Origin of the sequence: Mesorhizobium sp. CO1-1-11 (genome assembly GCF_020164995.1) — a bacterium.
GTDB classification, from domain to species: Bacteria; Pseudomonadota; Alphaproteobacteria; order Rhizobiales; family Rhizobiaceae; genus Mesorhizobium; species Mesorhizobium australicum.
Window position 1 is genome coordinate 241206 of record NZ_JAIUHE010000009.1, and the last position, 17441, is coordinate 258646.

General features: G+C 59.7%; 15 protein-coding genes and 1 pseudogene. 3 read left to right on the forward strand and 13 right to left on the reverse strand.

The annotated features are described in order from the left end of the window. Positions 1-325 precede the first annotated feature (325 nt). The gene (locus LB554_RS13095; RefSeq protein ID WP_224584917.1) at positions 326-985 is read left to right on the forward strand and encodes a RadC family protein; all 660 of its coding nucleotides are present in this window, start codon (positions 326-328) and stop codon (positions 983-985) included. Positions 986-1118: 133 nt separating this feature from the next. Continuing rightward, on the forward strand, positions 1119-2360 hold the full coding sequence (locus LB554_RS13100) for a tyrosine-type recombinase/integrase (protein ID WP_224584919.1): 1242 nt from the start codon (positions 1119-1121) through the stop codon (positions 2358-2360). A gap of 285 nt (positions 2361-2645) precedes the next feature. On the opposite strand, the pseudogene LB554_RS13105 reads toward LB554_RS13100, so the two are convergent. The 11 genes and pseudogenes from LB554_RS13105 to LB554_RS13155 form a co-directional block, all read right to left on the reverse strand. Next, a pseudogene (locus tag LB554_RS13105) lies at positions 2646-2821 on the reverse strand (SOS response-associated peptidase); the annotation flags it as partial. 211 nt (positions 2822-3032) lie between these two features. After that, positions 3033-4031, reverse strand: a complete 999-nt coding sequence (gene eutC, locus LB554_RS13110; protein ID WP_224584921.1) for an ectoine utilization protein EutC — start codon at positions 4029-4031, stop codon at positions 3033-3035. Further along, positions 4028-5002, reverse strand: coding sequence for a hydroxyectoine utilization dehydratase EutB (gene eutB, locus LB554_RS13115; protein ID WP_224584923.1), 975 nt, complete (start codon positions 5000-5002; stop codon positions 4028-4030). The genes eutC and eutB overlap by 4 nt, the downstream gene beginning before the upstream one ends. A gap of 143 nt (positions 5003-5145) precedes the next feature. Then, complete coding sequence (locus tag LB554_RS13120) at positions 5146-6618, reverse strand: NAD-dependent succinate-semialdehyde dehydrogenase (RefSeq protein ID WP_224584925.1); 1473 nt, start codon at positions 6616-6618, stop codon at positions 5146-5148. A 193-nt stretch (positions 6619-6811) separates the two neighbouring features. After that, entirely contained in the window at positions 6812-8131 is a 1320-nt protein-coding gene (locus tag LB554_RS13125; protein WP_224584926.1) for an NAD(P)/FAD-dependent oxidoreductase, read from the reverse strand. Between the two features lie 45 nt (positions 8132-8176). Continuing rightward, positions 8177-8530, reverse strand: coding sequence for a cupin domain-containing protein (locus LB554_RS13130; protein ID WP_224584929.1), 354 nt, complete (start codon positions 8528-8530; stop codon positions 8177-8179). 11 nt (positions 8531-8541) lie between these two features. Further along, positions 8542-9234 carry an ABC transporter permease gene (locus LB554_RS13135; protein WP_224584931.1) on the reverse strand — a complete coding sequence of 231 codons (693 nt, stop codon included), beginning with the start codon at positions 9232-9234 and terminating at the stop codon, positions 8542-8544. A 1-nt stretch (position 9235) separates the two neighbouring features. Beyond that, on the reverse strand, positions 9236-9946 hold the full coding sequence (locus LB554_RS13140; RefSeq protein WP_224584932.1) for an ABC transporter permease: 711 nt from the start codon (positions 9944-9946) through the stop codon (positions 9236-9238). Between the two features lie 59 nt (positions 9947-10005). Then, positions 10006-10824: a transporter substrate-binding domain-containing protein gene (locus tag LB554_RS13145; protein WP_224584935.1), complete on the reverse strand. Its 819-nt coding sequence runs from the start codon at positions 10822-10824 to the stop codon at positions 10006-10008. A gap of 42 nt (positions 10825-10866) precedes the next feature. Beyond that, positions 10867-11667: an amino acid ABC transporter ATP-binding protein gene (locus LB554_RS13150; protein ID WP_224584936.1), complete on the reverse strand. Its 801-nt coding sequence runs from the start codon at positions 11665-11667 to the stop codon at positions 10867-10869. 1 nt (position 11668) lies between these two features. Further along, positions 11669-13069 carry an aspartate aminotransferase family protein gene (locus tag LB554_RS13155; RefSeq protein WP_224584938.1) on the reverse strand — a complete coding sequence of 467 codons (1401 nt, stop codon included), beginning with the start codon at positions 13067-13069 and terminating at the stop codon, positions 11669-11671. A gap of 939 nt (positions 13070-14008) precedes the next feature. Here LB554_RS13155 and LB554_RS13160 point away from each other — a divergent pair. Next, positions 14009-14485, forward strand: a complete 477-nt coding sequence (locus LB554_RS13160) for an Lrp/AsnC family transcriptional regulator (protein ID WP_140876909.1) — start codon at positions 14009-14011, stop codon at positions 14483-14485. 235 nt (positions 14486-14720) lie between these two features. Here the strand turns inward: LB554_RS13160 and LB554_RS13165 are convergent, their stop codons facing one another. Next, positions 14721-16049: an aspartate aminotransferase family protein gene (locus LB554_RS13165; protein ID WP_224584941.1), complete on the reverse strand. Its 1329-nt coding sequence runs from the start codon at positions 16047-16049 to the stop codon at positions 14721-14723. Positions 16050-16136: 87 nt separating this feature from the next. Then, on the reverse strand, positions 16137-17267 hold the full coding sequence (locus LB554_RS13170; RefSeq protein WP_224584942.1) for a phosphotransferase enzyme family protein: 1131 nt from the start codon (positions 17265-17267) through the stop codon (positions 16137-16139). Positions 17268-17441 lie beyond the last annotated feature (174 nt).

Genomic DNA, 17441 nt, shown 5'->3' on the forward strand with positions numbered 1-17441 from the left:
TATTGGATGAAATGGATCGGGAGGTTCTGATCAGAGCGGCTACCGGCGGGTACGGCATCGATCACCAGGGCAGCCATTGCAGGGCTGAAGCTCAGAAACAGCCCGACGGACAGCAGGATACGAACGAGGCTGGGCATCTTGGTTCTCCAATGCGGGGCCATCAATGGCGATGCCGTGAGCTTGCGCGACCCCCATTGCCGCGACATTGCGTTGAGGTCGGTGGCTTACTTATTCCTTGCCGCCGAAAAGACCTCGACCGCCCCCGCCCGCCGTCCTAGTGTTTCGCGGGGATCAGCGATCATTGCTCGGGCTGGATGGGCGGCACATGGCGACACAGGGCGATGACGACGAGCGGAGTTTCTTCTCCGAGGTGCCGGTGCGGCAAGCCACGAAGGCCAGACAGGCTCCCGCCGAAAAGCCTCACTATCTCGGCCACCGTGATCGTCTGCGCGAGCGCTTTGCCTCGGCCGGCCCGGATGCCTTGCCCGACTATGAACTGCTGGAACTCCTGCTTTTCCGCCTGATCCCGCGCGCCGACACCAAGCCGGTCGCGAAGGCGCTGCTGGCCCGCTTCGGCACGTTGGCCGAAGTGCTCGGCGCGCCCGTCGGCCTGTTGCAGGAGGTCACGGGCATCGGCCCGACCGTGGCGCTTGAGCTGAAGGTCATCGCGGCGACCGCCCAGCGCATGGCGCGCGGCGAGGTTCAGGGCCGCGAAATCCTCTCGTCATGGCAGCAGCTCCTCGACTATTGCCGCTCGGCCATGGCGTTCGAGGCGCGCGAGCAGTTCCGCATCCTTTTCCTCGACAAGAAGAACGCGCTGATATCAGACGAGGTGCAGCAGACAGGCACGGTCGACCACACGCCCGTCTATCCCAGGGAAGTGGTCAAGCGCGCGCTCGAACTGTCGGCCACCGCGATCATCCTGGTCCACAATCACCCATTTTGTCCTCCAAACATCACGAACAATCACGCTCAATCCTATTGAATCATTGATCTTTTTTGGCCTTGCGTACAGGGGGCGGAATTTGGCATATTGGAGGCGATTTTCGGCGAGTGATCGCCTTACCGTCACCAATTAACGAGCCCATACCGCCCCCAAATCTGCACGAGTCCCAGCCATGCCCAGCCTCACTGACGGAGCCATTCGGCGAGCAATCAAACAGGTCGAGAAGTCAGGCAAGCAGGCGGATCTCGCCGATGGCGAAGGTCGCGGCACGGGGCGGTTGGTGCTGGTGCTGAAGGCGATGCCCACGCGGGTGACAGCCGAGTGGATGGCGCAGCAATGGCGCGATGGCAAACGGACGAAAAAGAAAATCGGCTCCTATCCATCGATCTCACTGGCTGGAGCGCGAGAACTCTTTCAGCGCGACTTCGCCAACCTGATCCAGAAGGGCCGCAGCATCAAAATCGCCACGGATACCCGGCCCGGGACCGTCGGCGATCTCTTCGAGGCCTATGTCGAGAACCTGAGGGAGAACGGCAAGTCCTCCTGGAAGGAAGCCGAGAAGGGACTAAACAAGGTTGCCGACACCCTCGGGCGCAATCGGCTTGCGCGCGAGATCGAACCCGATGAAGTCGCCAACGTCATCCGCCCCATCTACGAGCGCGGCGCCCGGGTCATGGCGGATCATGTCCGAAGCTATGTCCGTTCCGCCTATAGCTGGGGAATGAAGTCCGAGCATGATTATCGGAACAGTTCCCCTCACCGCTTCCGGCTTGCCTACAATCCGGCAGCGGGCATCCCAACCGAGCCAAAGAATGTCGGCACCCGCTGGCTGGATGAGGACGAATATGTGCGGCTCTATCGCTGGCTCGAATGCCCCGACACTCCCGTGCATCCGCCGTACCCCCGCGCCATCCGCATCCTCATGCTGACTGGACAACGCGTCGAGGAGATTGCCCGACTTCACGTCGATCAGTGGGATGCCGCCGAAGAAATCATCGACTGGTCAAAGACGAAGAACAGCCGGCCGCACGCGATACCCGTTCCCGCGCTGGCCGCCGAGTTGATCAATTCCCTCAAGCCGAACAAATATGGATGGTTCTTTCCATCAGCGAACGACCCGTCCGTACCGGTTAGCCACAACACCCTATACAGCTTCATCTGGAGGCAGCGCGAGCGTGGCGTCATCCCGGTTGTCACCAATCGGGATCTGCGGCGCACCTGGAAGACACTCGCTGGCAAAGCCGGTGTGACGAAGGAAATCCGCGACCGCATCCAGAACCACGCCCTGCATGATGTCAGCTCGAAGAATTACGACAGGTGGAACTACATGCCGGAAAAGCGCGCCGGCATGAAGAAGTGGGACAAGTTCATCACCGCGTTGCTTAGCAAGGGGCAGAACCGCAAAGCCGCCTGACCCGATTGTGCAGCAGTCCATTGCACACAGTCGACCGATGATGAACCGTTCAGGCGCTAGAAGGCCATTGGCGAAGGGGTGGCTTGTTCAGGCTCGAAATGCTCACTCCCTCGCTTCAGCGACGCCGCATCTGCAGAGGCCTTTCTGGATCACTTCGAGGACTGACGTTCGATCCCCGTGATCGGGAGAATGGAAAGGTGCGGGGCGTCTGGCGCCGCACCGGTGAGTACACGCCGGTCCTCGATCTCGGGCCTCTCAGCGTGCCGGAGATTTTGCGAAGTTAAGTTAGGAGCTCTCAGGGCGAACTGTCTTCACTGAGAGTGATCCAGCCGGCAGCGGCCGCAAAAGACCGGCCTCAGGCTTGTCAAATTGATGCACGCCGCCCAGTTCTCCGGCTGAAGGACCACAACCTGCCGATTGTGATATGGCGCGACGTCCGGCCCGGGATCGGTCGTCAGCAACTGCACCGGCGCCAACCCGTGTTGTCGGTGCAGGTCCCGGCGCCGATCCGCATACCGGCGAAGAGAACCGGTCTCGCCAGGCAGGAAGGCTGCCGCTGCGACAACGCGTCATGCTCTGCTACTTTCCGATGGGTGTTCTTAGCTCCCGAATGGGCAGCGGGCCGTCGGCTAGGGTCTCCACGAGTAGTAACATGTCAATCAACGATGGCTATCAGGGCTCGTTGGTCGTTCCTTCTGTCAGTTGACGGGACCGTGCGAATGCGAAGTTAGCGATAGCGGTGTCTTGAATACCTGTTCCGGTGAGATCCGCGATCGTGATCTGGTCGGCACTTGTCCGACCCGCCACCTCACCGGCAATGATCTGCCCGAGCTCGGCGAAGCGCGCGTTCTCGTCAACTGCACCCGTTTCGATGGCGTGATGCAGTTCGCCGAGGCGTCTCGTTTGTGCCAAGCTGTCGGCCACATAAATGTCGGCAATGGCGATCACCTGAGGCTCAATCTCATTCTTGTGCTCGGCATCTGAGCCCATTGCTGTGATGTGCTGTCCGGGTGCAAGCCACCGCGACAAAATAATGGGGCGGTCAGATGGCGTCGTCGTGACAATGACATGCGCCCCTGCAACAGCCTCTTCCTGGGTCGGGCAAGCGGCAACTTCGATTCCTAGTTCATCGGACAGTTCTCGTGCGACGAGGCGAGCCTTGGCGCCCACGCGTGCCCATATGCGGGCCGAACGGATTCGACGGACCAACATGAGCGCTTGCAACTGAAGACGGGCCTGCTGCCCCGCGCCCAAGATGGCGGCAGTCGAAGCGTCTTCGCGGGCGAGGTACTTGGCGGCGACCGCGCCGGCAGCGGCCGTGCGCAGATCGGTCAGATAACCGTTGTCCAGCAGCAGCGCCTGCACCAAACCCGTCGTGCTAGAGAGCAATATCATCAAGCCATTTGTGCTCGCCAAGCCGATGTCGGGATTGCCGAAGAAACCCGGACTGATCTTGATGGCGAAGCCGTCCAGGCCTGGCACATAGGCCGTCTTGACGTCGACTTCCCCGCGATGCTCGGGAATATCGAGCCGCAGGATGGGCGGCATGACAACCTTTCCAGTGGCCAAGGTGCGAAATGCCTCCTCCACGCAGCGGACGATGTCGAGATCTAACTTCACTAAGCCCTTCAGTTGAGGCTCGGTCAAGATCTTCGGTTTTGCGAAATTCATTTGGGGCTCGTTTCGTCTGTTATGATACGGCGATGCAGTTGCATATCTATATTGCGGCCTGACAGAACGGTCACGGTGGGACCTCGGAGGCTGCTGACCTTGTTCGCCAACAAAGCTGCTATCCCAACGGCACCAGCGCCTTCGACAATCTCGCGCTCTTGAAGGTAGGCGTGTCGGATACCGGCGGCGATCTCGGCCTCGCTCAAAAGAATGACATCGTCCAGGAGATCTCCGCACATGGCAAAGGTCAGCCTGTTGTGAAGACCAATGCCGCCACCCAGGGAATCCGCGAGGCTCTCGAATTCTTCCACTTGGATCGGGTGACCAGCATCCAGGCTGCCTTTCATCGCCGCGCCACGCTCCATCGTGACCCCAATAACGCGCGCTTTGGGCCGCTTGGATTTGATCGCGCGTGCGACACCCGAGGCGAGGCCACCACCGGAAAGCTGAATGAGTAGGGTCGCGACATCCGGCAGGGCATCAATGATTTCCAACCCCAACGTTCCTTGGCCGGCGATGATCGCTGGATGATCGAAGGGCGGAATCGGATACAATCCCCGGCTCAAGACCAGCCGTTCGGCCTCTTCCTGCGCTTCGTCCTGTGACCGTCCTACAATGTGGACATCGGCGCCAAGGCGGCGAATCTCGACGACCTTGTTGTCCGGCACCAGGCTCGACATACATATCGTCGCCTTCACGCCACGCGCCTGCGCTGCGAATGACAACGCTCTTCCATGATTACCTGTAGAAGCAGCAACCACGCCTCGCGCGCGCTCGTCGTCGGTCAATTGAAGAAGCGCGTTGAAGGCGCCTCGCAGTTTGAAGCTTCCCGTGGCCTGATGATGTTCCAACTTGAGGCGTACGGGCACACCGCAGAATTCCGATAGCGAAGGCGATGATACGAGCGGGGTCGGACGAATGCTGCCGCTGATCCGATCGCGGGCCTTTTCGATGTCTTCTAAATCAACCATTCAACGTACCTCGATCGACATCAATGCAGCGAAGTCGCCTGCGCTATTTGAGAGACCCATAGCCCAAAGCTCCTCGATCATTTTTTTGAGGCTGCCTGGGGGCGTTACCTGGCCGCCCCAGCGCCGACCCGCAGATCGACCCCCTACCAAGTAACCGCGATGTACTTGGTCTCGCAGAACTCGAGAATCCCAACGTGGGCGCCCTCGCGGCCGAGCCCGCTCTGCTTCGCTCCGCCGAATGGCGCTGCGGGATCAGACACGAGACCGCGATTCAGCCCGACCATCCCGCTGTCCATCTGTTCCGAGACGCGCATGCCGCGCGCCAGATCTCGGGTATAGACATACGATATGAGACCGTACTCCGTGGCATTGGCCAGCTTGATAACCTCGTCCTCGGTATCGAAAGTTGTGAGTGCGGCAATCGGACCGAAAATCTCCTCCGCCGAAATCCTCGAATCCGGCGAGACGCCGGACAGCACCGTTGGAGCGAAGAAGTATCCTTCACCGTCGAGCGGTCCGCCGCCGGCAAGCACCTTGGCGCCTCTCGTCGTGGCGTCAGTTACCAAGGCGGTCAGCCGCTCGACGGCCTTCCTGTTGATCAACGGACCGCATTGCGATTTCGGATCGTATCCGGCCCCGACCTTCATCGAGTTCATCCGCTCGACAAGCCCGGCGGAAAATGCTTCGGCGATCCCGGACTGGACGTAGAAGCGGTTCGCCGCCGTACAGGCTTCCCCGCCGTTGCGCATCTTCGCCACCATTGCGCCCTCGATGGCCGCAGCCAGGTCGGCATCGTCGAAGATGATGAAGGGGGCGTTTCCACCGAGTTCCATAGAGCACGACACGACAGTTCCCGCTGCCTCGCGCAGGAGTGTCCTGCCGACCTCGGTGGAACCGGTAAAGGAGAGCTTGCGCACGCGTGGATCGTTCAGCATTGCGCTGACGACGGGTCCGGACTGCGAGGTGGTTACGACATTGACCACGCCGTCAGGCACTCCGGCTTGCTTGTAAAGGTTGGCCAGTACGAGCGCGGTCAGCGGCGTCTCCGTTGCAGGCTTCAAGACGCATGTGCAGCCCGCCGCCAGCGCCGGCCCGATCTTGCGGGTAGCCATGGCAGCAGGGAAATTCCAAGGAGTGACGAGAACAGCGACCCCGATTGGCTGGTGCTGAACGATGATCTTGTTTGCCCCGCCCGGCGCCGTCGAGATCTCGCCATTGAGACGAACGGCCTCCTCCGCGAACCAACGAAAGAACTCCGCAGCGTAGACCACCTCCCCTTGCGCGTCGTTCAAGGTCTTGCCGTTTTCCCGACTGATGAGCTCGGCCAACATGTCCTTGTTTTCGATCATCAGCTCGAAGCAGCGGCGCAAGATCTCTGAACGCTTGCGGGGAGCGGTGGCCGCCCAGCCCTTTGCAGCTCTGTCGGCGGCGGCAACCGCCTCCATCGCGTCATCGACAGTCGCGTCCGCAACGGACACGATGACGTCTCCGCTCGATGGATCAATGACGTCTATGTTCTTCCCCTCCGTGCCGGCTCTCCATTGTCCGTCAATGAACAGGCCGGTGGGCAGCGAAGCGACGTCCAGAGGCGTAGATAGTTTTGCAGCAACGTTCATGTTTGCCAGCCTTTCATTATCTTTGATCGGGAAAAATGGATCCGGAAGGTTTCGGGAGATCCACCAGTCCCGTTGGATCCGCGCAGACGCGAAGACGCTTTACGTTCTGCACAGGTTGTAACGCCGCGCTTTCCGCCTGCGTACTTGCCGCCCCGAGGCCTGCATCACAGAGCAACAGGAATGCCATGCCGCCTCAAGCGTCCTTGCGACGGCGCAGCGTCTTCCGGTCATGGCGCTCATACATCCAGTACACAAGCGGAATGAACCATGGACGGCCGCGGTAAAACGGTACGGCCTTGGGAGCCTGATCGAAATCGAAAGCCGAGCGCGGCTGCTCCGTGTCTTCGAGAATCTTGAGTGCAGCCTTCTTGCCGAGCCACCGTGCCCAGACGATGCCGGAACCGCAATAGCCAGTCGCGTAAATGGTGTTGCCGCGTGAAAAGATACGCGGGATCATATCCCGGTGCATGGCGACATTCCCAAACCAGCTGTGCGTGATGCCGATAGCGTCCAGTTCCGGGAAAAGTCTGGCGAGTTCCGTCCGCAGATTGACAGTCGGCGTGAGCGGATCGCCTGCGGTCGTGCCGTCGCGTCCGCCAAACAGGATACGAGACCCGTCGGGCGACGGCCGGTAGTAGTAGCTCAGCTTGCGCATGTCGCTGTACATCATGCGCGCGGGCATCAGCCGGTCGATGACCTGCTTGTCTAGCGGTTCGGTGGCTATGATTCGGCTGCGAACCGGCACCAAGCGGCGGCGTAGCCATGGATCGAACCCGTCGGTGTATCCGTCGGTGCATACAAGGAGTTTCTTCGCTAGGACTTCGCCGCGCTCGGTCGTGACCCGCACGCCGGCGGCATCGCCGGTGGAACTCAGGACCGCGGTGCTCTCGTGAAGAACGGCATCGGTCTCGAGCGCGACCCGGATCATGCCGGCGAGCAACTTCGCGGGCTGAAGGCCGCCGATGTCCATACGGACCATGCCACCAACATAGAGGTCGGTTCCGATATACTGCCGCACGTCAGATTCTTTGACGGCGAAGGTCTCAATGCCAAGGCTGTCGTGGAGAAAGCCTGCATGACGGCGGAGCTCTTCTGTCTCTTCGGCGGTCATCGCCCCTTCGAACAAGCCGGACAGCTTGAAGTTGGCCTCAATACTCTCCGCGGTGAGAAACCGCCAAAGGTCCTGCCGCGCGGTCGGGCCTTCCAGGAGGATGCCGTTCGCCCTATCCAAACCGAAGCGACGGATCAGTTCCTTGCGGCTAGGCCTGATGCTACCGCTTGCCATGCCACCGTTACGGCTGGAAGCCGCCTGGCCGAGCGACTGGCGATCGAAAAGCTGGACGTGCTTGCCTGCCCGCGCCAACTCGATTGCGGCGGAGAGACCCGTATAGCCGCCGCCGACGATCGCCACGTCGCAGATCCGATCGAGTTCGCGCCTAGGCAAAGGCGGAAAGGCACAATCGTCCCACCAGTATGGCGTCGATTTGATCGTTGTGGAAAGCGTCTGTGTCATCAACCGGTACTACTGCTGGGTTGCAAAGGAAAGCTCGGGAGCCGACTAGTCGCGACTAACCCAGAGCTTGCGTGTGGTTTCGATGACCTTCCAGACGCCGGTGAAACCCGGATGCATGACAAAGGCGTCGCCGGCCATGATGCGACGCGGCTCCTTCCCGTCCTCTGTCAGTTCGGATACGCCTGACAGGATAACGCAGACCTCGAAAGTCTTGCCCTTTATCGAGCGATAGGCTCCAGGCGTCGCCTCCCACACGCCGGACTGAACCACGCCGTCGGCGGTCTGTGCGATGTCCCAGCTCAGGAAGCGCGGATCGCCTTCGATCAGCCTGTCGGGAGCAGGCTTGCCTTCGCGGGGTTTGGGCAGATTATTCTGATCGATGAAAGTCAGGTTGGACATGGTTGTTCCTTTCAGGACTGGTTCAGGCCGGGGATGGCTAAACGGCGTTCAAGAAGTTTCATCGCCGTCAGCGCCACGACGCTGATCACGAGGTAGAAGGCGGCGGTTATGACGAAGATATCCATCACTGCGAACGTTTCGCTCATCAGGCGCTTGGCGTAGCCGGTGATCTCCAGGACCGTGATCGCGGAAGCTAGGCTCGATTCCTTGACGATGATGGCCACCTCGGTGCTGTAGGTGGGAAGTGCCTGTCGTAGCGCCAGCGGGAACTTGATACGGATGAAAATGTGCCATGGTTTCATACCGCAAGCTTGGGCGGCTTCGATCAGCCCCTTGGGAAGCGAGTTGAAGGCTGAGCGGAAGGTCTCGGCGGTGTAAGCGCCCGAATTCAGGACGACGGCCAGGATGGCTGCATGGAGCCCGTCGCCAATCATCCACCACAGAACCGGGTTGTGCCGGATGAAACTTACCTGGGCCAAGCCGTAGTAGATCACGAAGATCTGCACCAGCATTGGCGTGCCGCGAAATATCGCGCAATATGCGTCGCAAAAACCGCGAAGCACCCGGTTTTTCGATCCGCGCGCAAGGCCGACCAGGACTCCCAGCGGCAGACCAAGAACAATGCCGAAGACTGCGATGAGAATCGTGATCTTGACGCCCTCAAGTAGAAACGGGAGCGCATACGCCATGATGCCCAAATCCATGTCACATCCCTCCGAAGCCGCGATTGAGGACCCGTTCGATCCTCGAGAATGCGGTTTGGCTGGCGAGCGTCATAGCGAAGAACAAGGCTGCGGCAATGCAGTAGAAAAACAGCGGCGACCTCGTAATGCCGGCGGCGATCGCCGCGGTCCGCATCAGTTCCTGCAGGCCAACGACGGAGATCAGCGACGTATCCTTGATCGTCATCTGCCACACATTGTTGATGCCGCCGAGTGCCAGCCGCAAGGCGAGCGGAAAGGTAATGCGAAAGAATGTCACCATTCTCGGGAGTGCCAAGGAGCGGGCGGCTTCGAGCATGCCGGGGGGCACGGCTTGGACAGCGCCGCGGATCACCTCGATCGAGTAGGCACAGGATATCGCGGCAATCGCTATGACGCCGACGATCATCGGATAGGCATTCTCGGCGGCCTGCTCGTAGCCGAACGTGCCAGCGACGGTTCTTACCCAGTCCAAGGAGCCGTAGAACAACAGGTAGATCACCAGCAGTCCCGGAATTCCGCGGATCAGGATGCTGTAGGCATCCACCATCTGTGAGACGACCACCACCTTCTGCCAGCGCAGGATGGCCAGCGGCGTCGCCACCACGAAACCGAGCAGCATGCCGAGCAACCCGATCGCAATTGTCACTGCGCTGCCGCGCAGGAGAGCCAGCGCCCAGCCATGCTCCACCATCAGAACCCAGAAATCCTGCATAGACGCCTCCCATCCGCCTGCCTTGGGCGACGCCAAGGCAGGCCGCTACTATCGAAGGATCACTGCTTGCAGGGAATGGTGTAGTCGTCCTGGAACCACTGCATGGAAGCTTTTTTGACCGCGCCGTCGTTGATCATCTTGCACAGGGCCACGTCGATCTTCGCCTTGAGATCGGTGTTGCCTTTGCGCATCCCGACGCCCATGCCTCGACCGAGGACTTCCGGATCATCTGTGGAAATTATCTTGACGTCGACTTTCGCGAAGTTCGCGCCGTCCGGTGTTGCCAGGAAGTCGACCCAGGTCGGTGAATCTCCGAAAGCTACGTCGATGCGACCGCTAGCGAGGTCGGCCGTCAACTGGGTGACGGCGTCGTACGTTTTCAGATCGACGCCCGTCATCCGCTTTTCTATGAACCTGGCGTAAGTAGTGCCTGTGGGGACACCGACACTTTTGCCGACGATCGCCTTCTTGATTTCATCAAGGCTTTTCAGGCCGGCCAGCGGCGAATCCTTCGCAACGACGAAGTAAAGAGGTGTCGTTGCGTAAGGGATCGAATAGTCGATCTTTTTTTCTCGCTCGGCCGTAATGCCAAGACCTGAGATGATGACGTCAAATCGGTCGCTGTCCATTGAGGGCACAAGCGAACTGAACGTCTGGACGACGAACTTACACTGGACCTTCATTTCGGCGCAGATCCCATTGGCGATGTCAGCGTCGAAGCCGGTGACGTTGCCGCTTGGGTCGGCCATGCTGAACTTTGGCGCGTCGCCTTCGGTGCCGATTCGCAAAACACCTTCCTCGGCCGAGGCCATGGTCGCCGCCCCGGCGACCAGCAGGCCGGATGCGAATGCGGACTTGATTAGTTTGCTGATGTTCATCTCAGTTCCCCTTGTTGGTTCTTGATTGTCCAGTGCCTGCCTTCAGGCATTGGCCGGCATCACGCTCGAAAGAAACCGCTTTACCGCTTCGCTCGCGGGGTTTCGAAACAGTTCTTCCGGCGTGTCATCCTGCTCGAGGCGGCCCCTTTGCAGGAATAACATTCGGTTCGACAGCTCCCTTGCGAACCGCATTTCGTGCGTCACGAGGAGGATTGTTGCCCCCTCCTCCGCGAGCTTGCGTATGATCTTCAGGACCTCTCCGACCAGTTCCGGATCGAGCGCGGAGGTCGGTTCATCGCACAACATCAATTTCGGCCGCATCGCCAGGACGCGCGCGAAAGCGACACGTTGCTGCTGGCCACCCGAAAGCTGCTGGGGGTAGCGGTCGCGGAAGGTTTCCATGCCGACCTTCGACAGCGCCCACAGCGCAATCTCTTCTGCTTCCTTCCGCGACAGCCTGAGTACGCATACGAGCGCCTCGGTCACGTTGCCGAGAACGGTGCGGTGCGGCCAGAGATTGAAGTTCTGGAATACCATTCCCACGTGGCGTCGAAGCCCTCTGACCGCAGCCGCGTTGACAATCTTCGGCTCTCCGCGCGCGTCGGTGGTCACAGAGATGGCCTCTCCCAGGAATTCGATCTGCCCGGAAGTCGGCGTCTCCAAAAAATTGGTGCAGCGAAGCGCGGTGCTTTTTCCACACCCCGACGACCCGATCAGCGAGACGACCTCGCCCTGCCTTACGGTGAAGCTAACTCCGTCCAGCACCTTCGTGGCGCCGAATACCTTAGCGAGATCTTTGACCTTGAGGACTTCGGCCGCACATGAGATCTTGCGGTGCAGCATGTTAACCGGCCACCGCGCCTTGCGCATCCATGTCTATGAGCACGCTGTCCACAGCCGCCTTGGCAATACTGACCATCTCATCGATCTCCGCCTCCGTCATGACCAGCGGCGGCGCAAAGCCTAGGATGTCTCCATGCGGCATGGCGCGAGCAATGAGGCCTCGGTCGCGGGCTGCCTGCGAGATGCGTGCGCCAACCTTCAGCCCCGGATCGAAAGTGGCTTTTGTTCCGCGGTCGGCGACGAACTCCAAGGCTGCCAGCATGCCAATGCCCCGAACCTCGCCGACGATAGGATTCTGTGCGAACTCCGCCTTCAACCGGGCAAGAAGATAAGCGCCTTTCCGAGCCGACTGACCGGCAAGATCCTCGCGTTCAACGATGTCGAGGACGGCGTTCGCCGCAGCAGCGCTGATGGGATGTCCGGAATAGGTATAGCCATGGGAGAAGGCGCCGACGCGCGGCGTTGCCTCCTCCATGACCTCATAGACTTTCTGTGACACGATAGACGCCGAAAGAGGCGCGTAACCCGATGTCAGGCCCTTGGCGACAGTTACCAGATCTGGCTCGATGCCGTAGAGGTCCGATCCGAACATGGCGCCGGTGCGCCCGAAGCCGCAGATCACCTCGTCGGCGATCAACAGGACATCGTATTTGCGAAGCACAGCCTGGATCTTCGGCCAGTACCCGATCGGCGGCGGCGTGATGCCGCCGGTGCCCAGCACCGGTTCGGCGATAAACGCGCCCACGGTATCCGGACCTTCACTCAGGATAAGCGCCTCCAGCTCATCGGCGCGCCGAGCCGAAAAGTCCTCCTCGGTTTCTCCCGGATGCGCACCGCGATAGAAATGCGGGACGCCAGTGCGGAGAATGCCAGAAACCGGCAGATCCATGTGGTCGTGATAGAAACTCATTCCCGTCATCGAGCCGGAGACGACGGAACATCCATGATATCCGCGTTCCCGCGCGATGATCTTCTTCTTCTTCGTTTTTCCCCGCAGGTTATTGTAATACCAAACGATCTTCGCTTGGGTCTCATTGGCGTCCGACCCTGACAGGCCATAGAAGACTTTTGACATCCTGCCCGGCGCCATCCGGACCAGCCGGTCCGAAAGACGCGCGAGTTCTTCGGTCGTGTGCGCAGCATAAGAATGATAGTAGGCGAGCTTGTAGGCTTGTCGCGCGATCGCCTCGGCGACCTCGGTACGGCCATAGCCGATGTTGACGCAGTAAAGGCCGGCAAAGCCGTCGATATATTCCCGGCCGGTGGCGTCCCGGATCCTGACGCCCTTTCCCGTCTCGACGATCGTCGGATCGACGTTGCCGGATGCATAGTCCTTCAGATAGGTGAAGGGATGAAGCACCGTCCTACGATCCATCTCCGCGATTTCAGCAACGTTTACCATTCGCCATTGTCCCTACGCAGCCACGCCGCGCCTGCCGTGCCGCACGTCTTCCGACATATCGACCCCGACTGTGTCGCTGAGTGAAGGCTAATGGAACGAGTGCGCTGAATTTGCGATGAAACCGGAGCAATGACGCAGGATTCCTGCCTTGTTTTGCGCAGGACGCAGAAATCACGCAGCAGGACAGTCACGCGGATTGACCGTTTGATGGGCGCCCGCAGACGCCCAACCATCACACAACCGAAGCCTCGGCCAGATGATACGCCTTTCCGGCACTGCCGTGCTAAGGCGCCTCAAGCACTCGTGGGATCCAGGGGCGAGCGCGGCGGACATCACCCTCACAAGTCAAAGACCGTCTGCGGTCCGCCCGCTGTCATGGTTGCGGGGTCTCTGGGAGAGCTCCATGAATCGCCGACTTCGGGCAGGCTGGGTTTCGTCGACGGGCCCAATCACAAGCGACATATCTCATGGCTTGGGAGTTTACCCGAACGTGAAAGAGCACTCGAACTGGCAGCGTCAACAGATCCCATGTCGACGGCGTTTTGTAGCTAGACAGAGGGACAGCGACCTTCGGCCGGTTCGCTCAAGAGGCGAATGAGACGGCAGTTCGTGCTGGTTTTTGCGACCGGCAGATCGAGGTCCTGCGGAATGAGCACGCATTGCGGCACATTCTGCCATGCTGTTGGGCCTATCCTTGATCAACAAGGCAGTTTGATAGGAACGAAGGACATCGATCGCGTAGGCCGAGCTCGCTGACTTTGAGTGCTACGGCGCGCTTGTCGATTTCCAAATGGCGGTAACTGCCAAGGATCTATTCGACCTCGTTCTGGAGCGACCCCGCATCCAAGGCAACGCGATTCGCATTCTGGGGGCGACCAATCTGCAGCTTTCTCGGGGTCATGTGATTGCGATCAACAAATCAAATGTGCGGGAATGTTTATGCGGCTTGACCAACTTGACGCACGCCTGCTGAGAATGGTGCAGACACACAATCGCCACACGAGCGAGGAACTCGGCGATATGGTGGGCCTTTCCGCCACTGCGGTGCAAAGGCGCGTCAAGCGCTTGCGGGATGAGGGAGTGATCGAGGCCGACATCTCCGTCGTAAAACCCAAGGCCGTCGGCCGTCCGATCGCAATGCTGGTTTTGGTGTCTCTCGAACGTGAGCGTGTGGATATAGTCGACCGTTTTAAGCAGTCCATTCGGCACACGCCGGAGGTCATGAATGGCTATTATATAACCGGCGATGCGGATTTCGTGCTGATCGTCACGGCCAAAAGCATGGAAGACTATGAGAGTTTTACCCGCAAGTTTTTTTATGAGAACCCAGATATTAAGGGGTTTAAAACAATGGTGATCATGGACCGTGTCAAAGTCGGCTTTTCCGTTCCGATCGACCCCGATGATTTCTCATGATCTTGGATGAAGGGCGCTGTTTGGCTTGAGGAAATTTGTGCTGGATTTTGCTTACGACGCCGAACCGGCCTGGGACGCTTCGCTCATTAGTGTATTCAAGGCTGGCTCGCGTAAGCTGATCGACACCCGCTAGCTGCCCCGTTTTCGGCAGCTCCGTCGTCACGGTGTACGAGCACACGCTGGCCGGTTTCTGAACGGCGGGCACAACAGGGAATGCCTAACGGCTCGCCCGCCTCTAGCCTGTGACCTTAAGCAGCGCGCGTTTCATGGATGCAAGGAAAAGGTCAACATGCTCGGCTTCGCAGACGAGCGGAGGCCGCACTTTGAGTGAATCCTCGTTGGCGCCTGTCGTGCTGACAAGCACCCCGTCGTCGCGCAGTGCGTTTACGACATCCAAAGCCATTGCACGCCGGTCTGCCGAGGGCGCGCCCTCAAGCCCAATGTCGACGCCAAAAAAAAGCCCAGCGTTTCGGATTCCGCGAACCCCGCAAGGCTGCTGCGCGACTTTCTCCAGCCCGGCTCGAAGGCGCTGACCCATGGCATGCGCTTTCTGGGGGATCTGATCACGCTGCAGGATTGTCAGCACGGCGTCCGCCGTCGCTATGCCAACTGTATTTCCGGCGAAAGTGTTCGAGTAGCGCGATGTGCCACCAAATTGCTCCATCGGTGCTCTTCGACCAACGACAGCGCCAATTGGAAATCCATTGCCCATCGGCTTGCCAAGGGTAACCAGATCCGGAACGATGTCATGCCGCTCGAAGCCCCACATATGAGCTCCGGTTCGTCCGAAGCCCGGTTGAACCTCGTCGGCGATGACGAGACCACCTGCCTCGCGCACCGCCGCAACGCCACTGGCAATGAAGCCAGGAGGATCCACCCAAACGCCATCACTGGAAAAAATACTGTCGATGAGCAGGGCCGCAACGCCAATGCCGCGACGGTTCAGATCCACAATGGCCGAACGGATCTGCGCCTCGAAAAAGTCCGCTGCCTGCGATTCCGGCACACCCGCTGGCCCGGGTAGGGATACCATGCGCACAAACGGGCTGAGCTTGACCGCGTCGCCCAGGTTCGGGGAAACCGCGGCAGTGGCGGCACTCGTGCCGTGATACGCATAGGTTGAGACGATCACGCCCTCGTTGCCGCTCGCAAATCGCGTGATGCGCAAGGCCAAATCGTTGGATTCACTTCCCGTACACGTAAAAACCACGCGGTCGAGCACGTCCGGGAAGGTATCGACCAGACGCTCGGCATAGTCGACGAGTTTTGGCTCAAGATAGCGCGTGTTGGCGCTTATCCGTCCCGCTTGCTCAGCCATTGCGGCGTTTACTTCTGGATGACAATGACCCAGAGACGGCACGTTGTTGTAGAAATCGAGATAGGGCCGGCCGTCAGGATCGTAGAGCCACATGCCTTCGCCGCGAACGAAGTGCACGGGGCGGCGGTACTGGAGCCGATAGGAGGCCCCAAGAACCTGATCACGGCGGGCAATCAGCTCGGACTCCCGCCTGGGAAGGTCGGATTCGCCGGCTCTGTAGCGATTTGGCATCAGATCTGTGGACATGTGCTTCTGCCTGCTTGAAAGAGTAGCTTGATCACTTTGCGGTTCTTCTTTTTGGCGACCGCGCCAGTCGAGCGAACCGAAATGGCGTTACGCTTGGAAGGATGACATTGCCGCCAGGACCGCCGCCTCGCCAGAGGCAAGATCAAGAGGTCTTAGAATAGAAAGGCCGTGCTCGGCGCGCGCGACATTCTTTTTGATGTACTGGGCATCGGCCGGAAAGAGATGAGATCGCCAGTAGTTGATCAAGATCAGTGCACTTTGTCGCGCCCGCATTAGTCCGACGAGCAGTCTTGCTTCCAGCGCCGAAAGGGTTGTGACAGAGGCATAGCCGGCAATGAGATGTTCGGCCCCACCCAAAGGAAGGGTCGCATCAGCTACAACATGGCTTGCCGCGATCGCCAGATCCTGGATCCTGGGGCCCCAGCAGCCATCGCCGAAATCGATAAAACCCATTCCCTGGTTGGTCACCATCACATTGAACGGGCTGGGATCATTATGAGTTACCTGCCACGCCACGTCCGAGATTTCCGGCTCAACAAACTCGACATACTCACCCATCGCGACGCGAACGCTGCCGGCGACGGTCCCGGATGGCAAATACCGCTCCAGTTCCTTCAACCTCGACCAGCAACCGACATGCCATAGAACGGGACGGTGGGCCGCGGGCACGCTGACCCGATCAAGAGCTAGGTCCAGTTGGGCCAGAGCCCTGCCGGTTCGAAAAAGCAGGTCGTAGGTTGGCATCGCCTGGTGCAGTGGCATGCCTTCAATTCGGGTTTGCAGATAGCCGCATACCCCCTCTTGCTCAAACATCAATGCGCCGTTGATCGTTCGGATCACTTGGGGTGCAACGAAGCCTCTTGCCCCTTCCAATCCGGCTATGGCGGCGGATTGGAAACGAAAGCTGTCGACCGCCTCCGGTCTTGTAGCCATCTTCAGGATCAATTGGCGGCCGTCCGACAGGTTGACCTCTGCCGTGCGCTCGACCTCGGAGGACAATGTCGCGATCGATCCCGTCAATCCATAATGGCGCTTCAGAAGTGCCGCCGACATGTCCGGTTCGGAAGAGCCCGGCCGCACAGCCAAAATTGCACCGGCAGCGCGAAAATAGGCTTCGGTGAAAGCTGCCGCGTGAGGTGGACGGTCGCGTCCGGCAGCTATAGAGCCATTGCGTTGACCTACTGCTTCATTGGGGACCACATCACTACAAGCACCCAATTGAAATATCCTCGTCCGTGGGGAATGGTTGTTCCTCATGCTTGAGACATGGAGCGCTCCTGCAATGAGGACCTGCAAGGAAGTTTTTGTAGTCGCCGTGTTCAGATAGCTCTGCTGGCAATTCCGGCGAGGGGGCGGCGCCATGCGAACCCCCCCCCCAAACCCCCCCGCAAA